Annotated in this window: 10 protein-coding genes; 3 read left to right on the top strand and 7 right to left on the bottom strand. The window is 71.1% G+C overall.

What is annotated here, in order from left to right; genetic code table 11:
• Positions 1-3 precede the first annotated feature (3 nt).
• The 6 genes from F3H57_RS05135 to F3H57_RS05160 form a co-directional block, all read right to left on the bottom strand.
• Complete coding sequence (locus tag F3H57_RS05135; RefSeq protein ID WP_149754783.1) at positions 4-1281, bottom strand: CpsD/CapB family tyrosine-protein kinase; 1278 nt, start codon at positions 1279-1281, stop codon at positions 4-6.
• Between the two features lie 182 nt (positions 1282-1463).
• Complete coding sequence (locus F3H57_RS05140; RefSeq protein WP_149754784.1) at positions 1464-3551, bottom strand: NAD-dependent epimerase/dehydratase family protein; 2088 nt, start codon at positions 3549-3551, stop codon at positions 1464-1466.
• 7 nt (positions 3552-3558) lie between these two features.
• Complete coding sequence (locus F3H57_RS05145; RefSeq protein WP_149754785.1) at positions 3559-4527, bottom strand: glycosyltransferase; 969 nt, start codon at positions 4525-4527, stop codon at positions 3559-3561.
• Positions 4524-5771, bottom strand: coding sequence for a glycosyltransferase family 4 protein (locus tag F3H57_RS05150; protein WP_149754786.1), 1248 nt, complete (start codon positions 5769-5771; stop codon positions 4524-4526). The genes F3H57_RS05145 and F3H57_RS05150 overlap by 4 nt, the downstream gene beginning before the upstream one ends.
• Positions 5768-6703: an NAD-dependent epimerase/dehydratase family protein gene (locus tag F3H57_RS05155; RefSeq protein WP_223162964.1), complete on the bottom strand. Its 936-nt coding sequence runs from the start codon at positions 6701-6703 to the stop codon at positions 5768-5770. Before F3H57_RS05155 ends, F3H57_RS05150 begins: the two co-directional genes overlap by 4 nt.
• Positions 6691-7821, bottom strand: a complete 1131-nt coding sequence (locus tag F3H57_RS05160; protein WP_149754788.1) for a Gfo/Idh/MocA family protein — start codon at positions 7819-7821, stop codon at positions 6691-6693. Before F3H57_RS05160 ends, F3H57_RS05155 begins: the two co-directional genes overlap by 13 nt.
• Positions 7822-8098: 277 nt before the next feature.
• On the opposite strand from F3H57_RS05160, the gene F3H57_RS05165 reads away from it, so the two are divergent.
• Positions 8099-8863: a WecB/TagA/CpsF family glycosyltransferase gene (locus F3H57_RS05165; protein WP_149754789.1), complete on the top strand. Its 765-nt coding sequence runs from the start codon at positions 8099-8101 to the stop codon at positions 8861-8863.
• Here F3H57_RS05165 and F3H57_RS05170 read toward each other — a convergent pair.
• A complete protein-coding gene (locus F3H57_RS05170; RefSeq protein WP_223162965.1) occupies positions 8860-9825 on the bottom strand; it encodes a phosphotransferase in 966 nt (321 codons plus the stop codon). The genes F3H57_RS05165 and F3H57_RS05170 overlap by 4 nt on opposite strands.
• Positions 9826-9931: 106 nt before the next feature.
• Here F3H57_RS05170 and hslV point away from each other — a divergent pair, with 106 nt between their 5' ends.
• Entirely contained in the window at positions 9932-10489 is a 558-nt protein-coding gene (hslV, locus tag F3H57_RS05175; protein WP_149754791.1) for an ATP-dependent protease subunit HslV, read from the top strand.
• An 81-nt stretch (positions 10490-10570) separates the two neighbouring features.
• Positions 10571-11878 (top strand): ATP-dependent protease ATPase subunit HslU, encoded by a 1308-nt coding sequence (gene hslU, locus F3H57_RS05180; RefSeq protein WP_149754792.1) that lies wholly within the window; start codon positions 10571-10573, stop codon positions 11876-11878.
• The last annotated feature ends 36 nt before the right edge of the window (positions 11879-11914 follow it).

Consider the following 11914-nt stretch of genomic DNA (forward strand, 5'->3'; position numbering starts at 1 on the left):
GGCTCAGTAGGCGTATTTTCGGCTATTGGTGCCCTCGGCCCGGTTGAGGATCACGCCGAGGAGCGGCGTATTCTCGCCCAGGCGCTGTTCGACCGCGCGGATCTCGCTCTGGTTCGTCAGGCCGCCGCCGACCACCAGAAGCACGGCGTCGAAGCAGGGGCGCAGCGCCAGCACGTCGTCCGAGACCAGCGCCGGCGGCAGGTCGAACAGCATCACGTCGGGGGCGAGGCGTTCCTCTATCGTGTCGAGCGCGCGCGCGGTGCGCGAATCCTGCAGCAATTCCGCCGCGTAGGGCTCGGGTGCATCGTTGAAACCGAAGGCGATGTCGCGCCCGGCATGGAAGCCGTTGGGGCCGAGCCGGCGCAGATGCGCTTCGGGCGGCGTCGTGCCGCGAAGCACCGCGCCAAGCGGGCCGGGATTGGACAAGCCGAAGACCTCGTGCAGCCCCGGGCGCCGCAGATCGAGGTCGAGCACCACGGTCCGAAGCCCGCTCTGCCGCGACAGCGAGATACCGAGGTTGGCCGTGGTGAAGGTCTTGCCGCAGCCCTGGGTCGGAGAGGTGACGGCGACGCGGCTCCATTGTCGCTCGCTCAGGGCCTGCATCAGCCGTGTGCGCAGCACGTCGAAGGAGGCATGCGCCGGATCGTGGCGGCTGGCCGTTATGATCCGGTTGCGGTCGAGTTCGCGCTCGTCGACCGGAAAGCTCGACATCGTGTCCCAGATCAGACCGGGGTCGTCCTCGACGGCCGGCGCGCGCGCGACGGCGCGGCCGGACGCGGGGACAGGGGCGCGTTCGATGTGCGGCCGCCGGTCAGTGCGCTGTTCGTCGGCTCCGTCCGGCCCCGCATCGCCATGCGCAACCTGATCGGCTCGCGCCCGCGCGCGTTGGCGGTCTTCCTCGGCTTGCTGGCGGGCCTCGGTCTCCTCCCGAAGGCGGACTTCCTCGGCCCTGCGCCGCGTTTCAGCCTCCACCCGGAGACGCTCTGCCTCGGCTTGCCGCTGCGCCTCCGCTTCGGCTCGCTGGCGATCTTGCTCGGCTTGGCGGCGGGCCTCCTCCTCTGCGCGCAGGCGGTCCTCTTGGGCCTGCCGGCGCGCGTCTTCTTCGGCCTGTTGCCGGGCCTCTTCGCGCTGACGTTCCGCCTCCGCCTCCGCCTCGCGGCGGGCGAGACGTTCCTGACGGGTGTCGAGCGGGGGGATCGGGCGCAGGTCGTCCTCGGCCGGCTCCTGCTCCGGCTGGGTCCGCCGGCGCCGGCGGAATTTCGGACGGTTCGTCATGTTCATCCCGGTCTGCCCCTCGATACGGGCACGATCACATCCGTGCCGGCATGCGGTCGGCACCCGATGCGACATGCGGCCAGCCGCATTGCATTAAGGTCTTTTGCTTCCACCTCATTCACCACGAAATGACGTCAAGAATAGGGCCGAAAGGCGGGGATTGTCGACGACCCGTGGCGTGCCGGCGATCAAAAGCCGAAGAGCCCGGCGCGATCGACGGCCTTCAGCAGGAAGGCCTCGCGGCTGGACTCGGGCCGCCAGCCGAGCACCTCTTTCGGCTTGTCGTTGGCAAAGCGCGAGAGGTGCGCGCGGCTGATCCAGTCCGCGCGCGTCGGCCGGATCACGTTCGCCCGCCCCAGCGCGTGCCGCTTCAGCATCGCCTTGATTGCGTCCGCCGCCCAGAACGCCGTGAGGTTGCCCGAGGAGACCCGGATCTTCGCGCCAAGACGGTCGTGGATGGCGCGGAAATAGCCGCGCGCGGACAGCATCGGCTCTCCGATCAGGTTGAAGTCCTCCCCGAGCGCGGCGTCGCTGCGGGCCATGAGGATGAGCCCGTCCGCCACGTCGTCGTTGAGCACGAAGGGCAGGATGTTGTCGCCCGATCCCCAGATGCGCACCGCGCCGGCGCCGTGCCAGCGCCCGATCCCCCAGTGCTGGAGTGGCCCGCCGGGACCGACCACGATGCCGGGCCGCGCGATGGTCAGAGGCAGGCCGCGGTCGCGGTGCATCGCCGTCAGCCGGCGCTCGCATTCCGCCTTGGACCGGGCGTAGAGGTTGCGGCCCGTCATGTCGCCCGGAAAGCCCGTCGTCTCGGTGATCGTCGCGGCGGGGTCCGACATGTCGTAGCTGGCGATCGTGCCGGTGTAGACGAGGCGCGACACCCCCGCCTCCAGCGCCGCCTCGGCGATGGTCACCGCCGGCTTCACGTCGTTCTCGAGGCAATCCTCCCACGAAGTGCCAAGCGCGCGGGCAAGGTTGTAGACCTCCGAGATCCCGTCCATCGCCTGCACCAGCTGCGCGCGATCCTTGAGCGACACGCCCACCGTCTCCACATTGTCCGGCAGGTCGGGGAAGGGGCCGTGGCGGCCGCGGGATAGGACGCGCACATCCGTGCCCCCGGCGACCAGCCCGCGGGTCAGCGCGCGGCCGATGAAGCCGGTGCCGCCGATCACCAAAGCCGTGGGACGCGGCGCACGGGTGGCGACCGCCGGCGCCTTGGGCGTGAGTTTCTCCGCCGGCACCAGCGCCAGTGCGTCGTCGAGCGCCTGCATGGCCTGTACGGCCGCCTCCGCGCTGTACCTGCCGTCCTCCGCCGCGCCGTAGATCGCCGCGCACATCCCCCGGAAGCTCTGCGCATAGGGGCCCCTGGTGTTGAGCGACCTGGTCTGGATCCAGCCATTCCGCAGCCCTTCGCGGGCGTGCTGGCGCGCGAGGTCGAGCTGCCGGCGCAGCGGGTTGACCACGAGGTCCGAGGCGTTCTCGCGCTCCACCACCAGCGTGTCGGCGGCGAAATCGAGCCGCGCGCGCCCGGAAGAGCCGCGCAGGGTGACGGAGCGGTCGTCGACCGTCTCCACCATGCTCAGCGTCAGTGTCACGTCGACATGGCCGGCACGGGCGAGGATGCGGATGGATTGCGGGCGCGGGTCATCCCCGGGCAGCATCACCGGCTTCGAGACGTCCGTGGCGATCACTTCCAGCGGGCCGAACAGGTCGACCGCGAAGGCCGCGAGGTGCGGGCCGAGTTCCAGCAGCAGATTCCTCGGCTCGCGCAGGAGCCAGATGTTGTAGGGTCCCGACCGAAGTGGCGCGAGCGGCAGCGCCCATGTGACCTCGATCCCCGAGACGCGGCCGAGATCGCCTTGTCCGATCATCCGCTTCAGCCGGTCGTAGGATGGCAGGCCGAGGAAGTTGTGTCCGGGCGAGAACCGCGCGCACGAGGCCGCCGCGGCGGCGGCGAGCTGGCGGGTTTCCTCGGCGTTCTCGGCGACCGGCTTCTCGATCAGCACGTCGAGCCCGGCCTCCAGCGCCTGCAGGCCCAGGGCCAGGTGCAGATGCGGCGGCGTCAGGATGTGCACCGCGTCGCAGGTGCGGCTGTCGATCAGTGCGTCCAGCGAGGCGAAGACCGGCACGCCGCTTGGCTCTGCCAGCGCCTGCGCGGCGCCATCCGAGGGGTCGCAGATCGCCGCGAGGGTGGCGCCTTGCGTGGCGCCGATCGCGTCCGCGTGCCAGCTCGCGATGTAGCCGGCGCCGACCAGGCCGATGCGTTTGGGACTCATGGCAGTCTCACTTGTATTCGATCAGGCGCATCGGCGCGCGGCGCGCGCGGCGCAGGTGGAACCGCGCCATGCCGATCAGGTTGGGAAACTTGGATAGCGTCAGGAGCAGGCCGAGGACGCGCGCCGAGCGCGGATTGAGGCCGTCCCGCCGCAGCCCCGCCGCGCTCTTCCACCAGTTCAGCGGATAGGCCAGCAGAACGACAAGCGCGAGCCAGGGCGACAGCGCCGCCGCGACCAGCGCGGCCACGGGCACAGCCAGCCCGTAGACCAGCGCGCGCCGCCGCTCGGTAGCGAAATACTCGGGATGCAGTTGTCCGACCTGCGCGAAACCGTGCCCCGTCCGCTCCGCCCGTCGCCACCACTGGCCGAACCGCGTCATCGCGGCGTCGTGGCGCGTCATCTCCGCCGGCAGCCGTTCCAGCCGCCAGCCGGCTTTCCTGAGGCGCGTGCAGAACTCGTCGTCCTCTGCCGCGATCACGGTCGGGTCGAACCCGCCGAGCGCCTGAAACGCGCCGCTCCGGACCATCATGTCGCCGCCGCAGGCCGCGATCTCTCCGGCCGGGCGGCGCCATTCCCAGTGGCACAGCCGGTTGTATGGGCTCGCCTCGGCATGAATTTCCGCCCGCCACCCGGTGACGAGCGCGGTCTCAAGGCGGGCGTCCAGATGCGCTGCGGCCTGCCGGGTCCAGCCGTCCACGATGGCGCAGTCGCCGTCGATGAACTGAATGTAATCGGGCGGGTCCACCGCCAGCACCCGCGCCGCGCCGGCGTTGCGGGCGCGGGCGGCGGTGAACGGCACCGACAGGTCCAGCGTCACGATCTCGGCGCCCGCCGTGTGCGCGGCATCCAGGCTGCCGTCGGTAGAGCCCGAATCGACATAGACGATGCGCCGCGCCTGGCCCTCGGCCGCCGCCAGCGCGGCGACGAGCCGCGCGCCTTCGTTGCGGCCGATCAGGACGAGGTCGACCACGCTCATGCTTCCGGCTCCGGCCGTTTCGGCGGCGCCTCGCCGCCCGCGTAGGCCCGGATAAGGGCCGACAGGCGCCGCGCCTCGCCCCCCGCGTCGTAGCTTTCCGCCACCTTCGCACGCCCGGCCGCACCCATGCGCGCCCGTGCCTCCGGATCGTCCAGCAGCGTGCCGATCGCGTCCTGTAGCGTCGCGCCGTCCCCTGGCGCGACGAGTCGGCCGTGCACGCCGTCCTCCACCAGTTCCGGCACTCCGGCGATGCGCGTGGTCACCACCGGCACCTGCGCCGCCATCGCCTCCATCAGGACCACCGGCACGCCCTCGGCGAAGCTCGGCAGGACCAGCATATCCGCCTCGCGCAGCGCCTCGGCCACCTCCGCCTGACCGCGAAAGCCGAGGAAGGCGCAACGCTTGGCGATGCCGAGCCGCGCCGCCTGCGCCTCCAGCGCCGCCCGCTCCGGCCCGTCGCCGATCAGGGTGAGCCGCAGCTCGGGCCGCTCCGGGGCCAGCGCCGCCAGTGCGTCGAGAAGGAGCGGCACGCCCTTGACCGCCGCGAGCCGCCCGACGAACAGGAGGTGCTGGCCGGGCGCGGGCCGGGCGCCGTCGTAGCGCGCCGGGTCGACGCCGCAATGCACGACGTGCAGCCTCGGCCAGCTCTCCTGCGGGGCAAAGCACATCAGCTGCGAGCGCGCGAAATCCGAGATGCAGGCGACGAAGCGCGCGCGCCGCGCCTTTTCGTCGATGCGCCAGTGCTCGGGGGCAAAGAAGATGTCCGGCCCGTGGATGGTGAAGCTGTAGGGCAGGCCCGACAGCGCCGAGGCCAGCATCGCCACCGTGCAGGAGGCCTTGGCAATGTGGTTGTGCAGGTGGGTGACGCCCCGGTCCGCCAGATGCGCCGCCAGCACCCCGGCCTCCGCGAAATAGATCAGGTTGTAAAGGTGCCCGCGCAGCCCCGCCGGCGCCGTGCGCCAGGCGAGGCGCAGCGCCGAGAGGTAGCGCCCCGGCGACCGCATCCAGCGCGCATGCGCCGCGATCAGCCGCCCCGGCCGCTTCGCCGCCTCCAGAACGTGAAAGGTCGCCGCCTGTTCCGCGCGCTGCTCGGGTCCGACGAGGTGTTCGCCCCCCGTGCGCCGGATGGAGCAGGTCAGGACCTCGTGCCCGCAGGCGCGCAGGCCCGCCACCTCGCGCTGGATGAACGTGTCCGAGGCGCGGGGGTATTCGCCGGTAAGGTAGGCGATCCTCGGCGGGCTCATCCGAACCGCTCCTCGAACGTGCCGCGGTCACGCTCCGGGAAGGCGGCACGCAGCCGGGCGTTGGACCAGTGGTACGGCGCCATCCGGGCGCGTAACGCGCGCTCCCGCAGGAGGCCCGGCCGCCCCGGCCAGCCTGCCAGCGCCTTCGCGGCGGGCAGGAGCAGCGGCCAGGGCAGGGGAGCCACCGCCGTCGGCCAGCCGGTGCGGCGGAGCGCGGCGAGGTAGCGCCCCCGGTCCGGCAGGTCGTCGTCGAGAAGGTTCAGCACCGTCACGCCGTCGCCCGCCGTGCCGGCCGCGTCCAGAAGCGCGCGCGCCGCCCGGTCACGGTGGACCAGCGGCAACGTTCCTCCGCGGCCGAGCCGCAACAGAACCGGTCCGGCCCTGACGCCCAGATGCGCGTTCCAAAGCCGCCCCGGCCCGTAGACCGCCCCGGCCCGCAGGATATGCGCCGACCGGCCGGGCGCCGCCGCCCAGTCCCGCACCAGCGCCTCTTGCGCGATCTTGGCACGGGCATAGGTGTCGGCTGCGGCGGCCTCCGTTGCGACGGGCGTGTCCTCGTCGACCGCGCTGCCGGGCGGCAGAGCCGCAACGTCGTAGACCGCGGCCGACCCGACCAGAACCAGTCGCGCGACCCCCGCGTCGGTCATCGCGCGCAGCAGGCGCTCCGTCGCGCGCAGCGTGTCGCGGGCATGCACTTCAGTGTCCCCGCCCATATGCGCCGCCGCGTGTATCACCGCGTCCGCGCCGCGCAGCGCATCCGCCAGTTCCGGTCCAGAATCGGCGAGGTCGCAGGCCACGACGTCCGCATCGAGCTCATCCGCCCGGCGCGCCAGCGCCGTCGCCGCGATCCCGCGCGCCCGCGCCTCGGCCAGCACCGCGCGGCCGAGGAAGCCGCCGGCGCCGGTCACCGCGATGCGGCCTAGCGCGCCCATGGCATCGGCTCCATCGGCGCGCAGCGCGTGGTCATCGCCTGCGCGCCCGAGGTCTCGCCCGCGTACTGGATCGCCAGCGTCACCTCGGTCAGATGCACGGCGTAGTCGCCGGCGATGCGCGACGGGCGGCCCGCGCCGATCGCCTCAAGCATTTCCACCGGGCCGAGCAGGAAGTTCATCGCCGCCGCGCCCCAGCGTTTCACCTTCGGATGCGTCCGCCCGGACAGGCGGTGGCGGCGCGGCCAGGGGCTTTCCATCAGCTTGCGGCGCAGGGTCAGGCGGCGACGGTACGTGACCTGTGCCGCGTTGTCCCATGCGGAGCGCGTCTCCAGCACGCCGCCATCGCCGATCACCCGGATGCGGTGGTCGTGCGGTGCGACGATGGAACATGTGAGCCGCGTGACCGGCCCGTCCTCGAAGAACAGCGTGGCGACCGAGAGGTCGGCGGCCATCGGGCCCGTGCCCTCCTTGCCCGGGATCGTCTCGGCCGAGGCGGCGACGACCGTGCGGACCGGCCCGAACCAGGCGATCAGCCAGGACAGGTAGTAGCCCGCATGCTCCAGCGTGCAGCCGGTGCGGAACTCGTCCTCGAACGGCCAGGGCGCGCCGCTTTCGGTGATCCACTTGCGGTAGGCTGCCTGCGGCACGAACCCGTCGTCGAGCTCCGCGTAAATCGCGCGCGGCGTGCCGGCGACGCCCGTCCGGATCGCGTGCCCGAGCGTCTGTGCCGCCTCGCCCAGCACCGAACAGGGGGCGGAGCCGAGCTGCAGCCCGGCGGCCTTCGCCCGCTCCGACAGATCGCGCGCGGCGGCGGTGTCGAGCGCGAGCGGCTTCTCGCAATAGACGTGGTGCCCGGCGTCGATGCAGGCGGCGTTGATCTCGTGATGCGCGGCCGGGTTGGTGAGGTTCAGTACCAGTCCGTCTGCCGGCGTGGCGGCCAGCGCGGCGTCGAGGCTCTCGGCCGCGGGCAGGTTCCAATGCGTGCAGAAGGCGCGCAGGCGGTCGGGATCGCGATCCCAGACCGCGGCAACCCGCAGATCGGGATAAAGCGGCAGGGCGCGCGCGTAGAGATCGGCGACGAACCCGGCGCCGATCAGGGTGATCGTGCCGTCGCTCATGGGACCTCGCGCGCGTTTCGTGCGGCCTGTCTCCGGCTCATCTGCCTGTTCCGATTCGAATCGTGCCGTCGCTGCGCGCAGCCAGACCACCGAATAATGGCTCAAATGCGACGTATGTTCATCCGCGTGCACAATCTGCGCCCGGACGGGGGCATCGTTTCGCGGATCTCCGGGTAATACGGAAAACTCGGGCGGGAATCGTCAAAACGTGTCACGCGCCGCCGTAATATGCTATCCGGCGGCGCGTTCATGCCACATTACGGGGTGCCTGACTGCGATGCAATTCACGATTCAAGGCCACCGATTGACTGTCAACATGACGGGCTGGGCGATCCTGACGGAAGAAGTCGGCCGCCGGCTCGATGCGCGTGAGGGGTTTGCGCTCGCGACGCTGAACCTCGATCACCTCGTAAAGCTGGCGCGTTCGGAGACGTTCCGCGCGGCCTATGCGGCGCAGGATCTGGTGACGGCGGACGGCAACCCGATCGTCTGGATGTCGCGCCTCGCGCGGCGGTCGGTCGACCTCATCCCCGGTTCGGACGCGATCGTGCCGCTCGCGCGTCTCGCGGCGGAACGGGGCGTGCCAGTGGCGTTCGTCGGCAGCACCAAGCCAGCGCTGGACGGCGCCGCGGCTTGTCTGGAGCGTCTCGTGCCCGGCCTGACGGTCGTCACGCGTCTCGCGCCGCCGATGGGGTTCGATCCGGACGGTGCCGGCGCCGAGGCCGTTCTTGCCGAACTGGAGGCCAGCGGCGCGGGCCTGACCTTCGTTGCGCTGGGTGCACCGAAGCAGGAACGCTTCGCGGCGGCGGGTCGTCAGAGGCTTCCGCAGATGGGCTTCGCCTCTATCGGGGCGGGGCTCGATTTCTTCGCCGGCACCCAGGAGCGCGCGCCGCGCTGGGTGCGGCGCATGGCGCTGGAATGGGTCTGGCGCATGGCATCGAGCCCGCGGCGCCTGGTGCCGCGCTACGCCGCCTGCGCCGCTGTCCTGCCGGGCCACGCGCTGCGCGCCCTGCGGCAGCGCTGGCGGATGCCGGCGGTCTAGACCCCGAAGGTCCGGTCCGCGAGCGATTGCAGTCTCTCGAAGCGCCGCGCCTGCGCCGGCGAGCGTGCGCCGGGATCGGCCGGCAGGCCCCACCAGTCCGCAAGCACCCTGTGGCGCAGCAGCAGGCCCACCGAGGGGTCGTTCGCGCCGACCACGCGGTAGCCCTCGAAGAATGCCGCTTCGGCGTCCTGCGGCAGCACGTCACCCGACGCGATCTGCGCGTGGTCCGCGTGCAACGTGGCGTAATCGACCAGGAGCCGTGCGAGATCGTGTCCCACCGGCGCCATGTCGCCGGGGGTGAAATCTATGCCCCAGACCGCCTCTCCGACGAGAATGTTGCGCAGGTGCAGATCGCCGTGGAGCCGCGCGGCGACCGTTTCCCGGCCCTCGAAACGGTCCGCGCCGGCGATCTGTGCGGCGGCGGCGGCGCGGAACCGGTCAGGCGCGGCGATGGCGCGGGTGCCGGCGTCGAGCTCGCCGAGGATCCGGTCGAGGTAGCGCAGGGTGAATTTCGGCTGGAAGATACGCCGCGTGCCGGGCCGCGCGCTATGGAAGGCGCCCACCCACGCGCCGGCGCGGGTCAGTAGTGGTCCATGCGGCGCGGTCTCGAACAGCGGGCCAATGGGGCGGGCGGCAGCGTGTTCCATCAGCAGGCTTTGGCGGTCGATATCGACGGCGAGCAGGGCGGGAATGCCGAGGCCGGGCGCGGTGGGAAACGCCGCTTGCGCCTCCATGTGCGCGCCGGCGGCGGCGGCGAACGCCTCTGGTCTGTGCGGCCGCGCCTCGTGCTTGAGGACGAGCGACATCCCCGGCCGGTCGAGGCGCAGGAGGATGCGGGCGACGCGGGCGTCGATACGTTCGGACAGGGGGCGCATCTGCCAGCCCTCCGCCGGCAGCCCGGCCTCTTCGGCCAAGGCGGGCAGCGCCGCGAGGGCGGCCTGGACGAGGGCGGGGTCGGGCACGGCGGGTCTTGTCCTCGGGCCGGGCGGGTGGCGGGGGTCAGCCAATCCGCTTGCCCCGCTGCTGTCCAGCCCCCATATGCGGCGCCAGACCGAAAGGAAGGACGCGATGGCAGACGAGACGTTTCCGGGCTGGCACGGCACCACGATCATCGGCGTGCGAAAGGGCGGCCGGGTGGTCGTCGCGGGCGACGGGCAGGTGAGCCTCGGCCAGACTGTGATCAAGGGCTCGGCCCGCAAGGTGCGGCGGCTCAGCCCCGGCGGGTCGGACGTGGTCGCGGGCTTCGCGGGATCCACCGCCGATGCCTTCGCGCTGCTGGAGCGGCTGGAATCGAAACTCGAGGCGACCCCTGGGCAGCTTCAGCGCGCCTGCGTGGAACTGGCCAAGGACTGGCGCACGGACAAATATCTGCAGAAGCTCGAGGCGATGCTGATCGTCACCGACGGCGCGCAGCTTTACGTCGTCACCGGCGCCGGCGACGTGCTGGAGCCCGAGGACGGCGTCGCCGCCATCGGCTCGGGCGGCAACTACGCGCTGGCGGCGGCGCGCGCGCTGGTCGACAGCGACATGGACGCCGAGGCCATCGCCCGCCGCGCCATGGCGATCGCGGCCGAGATCTGCGTCTACACCAACGGAAACCTCACGGTCGAGGCCCTGGACGCCTGAGAATTTTAGATAAAATTCTCAGGCATTTTCTTGGTTTAAGAAAATGCGCACCCGGCCCGATCGTCTGTGAAGGACCCTGACATGACCGACCTGACCCCGCGCGAGATCGTCTCCGAGCTCGATCGTTTCATCATCGGCCAGAAGGACGCCAAGCGCGCCGTCGCTGTGGCCTTGCGCAACCGCTGGCGGCGCAAGCAGCTCTCCGACGACATCCGCGACGAGGTGTATCCCAAGAACATCCTGATGATCGGCCCCACCGGCGTCGGCAAGACCGAGATCAGCCGGCGCCTCGCCAAGCTCGCGCATGCGCCCTTCACCAAGGTCGAGGCCACGAAGTTCACCGAAGTCGGCTATGTCGGCCGCGATGTCGAACAGATCGTGCGCGACCTGATGGACGCGGCCATGACCATGACCCGCGACAAGATGCGCGAGGACGTCAAGAACGCTGCGCACCAGGCGGCCGAGGACCGCGTGATCTCCGCCATCGCCGGGGAGGACGCGCGCGACGGCACGCGTGAGATGTTCCGCAAGAAGCTCAAAACCGGACAGCTCGACGACACGATGATCGACCTCGACCTGAAGGAGACCGGCCAGTCCTTCCCGATGATGGAGATCCCCGGCCAGCCCGGTCAGGGCATGGGCGGGATGAACCTCGGAGACATCTTCGGCAAGGCCTTCGGCGGACGCACCACGCGCAAGCGCATGTCCGTGGCCGAGAGCTACGAGGTGCTGATCCAGGAAGAGGCCGACAAGCTTCTCGACGACGAGGCGGTGAAGGCGTCCGCCCTGGAGTCGGTGGAGCAGAACGGCATCGTGTTCATCGACGAGATCGACAAGGTCTGCGCGAAATCCGACGCCCGTGGCGGCGATGTCAGCCGCGAGGGCGTGCAGCGCGATCTTCTCCCGCTGATCGAGGGCACGACCGTCAGCACCAAGCACGGGCCGGTGCGTACCGACCACATCCTCTTCATCGCCTCGGGGGCGTTTCACGTCGCCAAGCCCTCGGACCTTCTGCCCGAGCTGCAGGGCCGCCTGCCGATCCGCGTCAACCTGCGCGATCTGACCGAGGCGGATTTCGTGCGGATCCTGACCGAGACCGACAACGCGCTGACCCGGCAGTACAGCGCGCTGATGGAGACCGAGCAGGTGACCGTCGAGTTCACCGGGGGCGGCATCGCGGCGCTGGCGCGGATCGCGGCGGAGGTCAACGCCGCGGTCGAGAACATCGGCGCGCGGCGGCTCTATACCGTGATGGAGCGGGTCTTCGAGGAACTGTCCTTCGAGGCGCCGGACAAGGCCGGAGAGACGATCACAGTGGACGACGCGTTCGTCGAGCGGCACCTGGGCGATCTCAGCCGGTCGACGGATCTCAGCCGCTACGTCCTTTGAGGGCGGCGGGAGCGAGGGCGCTGCCCTCGCGCTCCC

The organism is Roseivivax sediminis (assembly GCF_900112685.1).
In the GTDB taxonomy this organism is placed as follows: domain Bacteria; phylum Pseudomonadota; class Alphaproteobacteria; order Rhodobacterales; family Rhodobacteraceae; genus Roseivivax; species Roseivivax sediminis.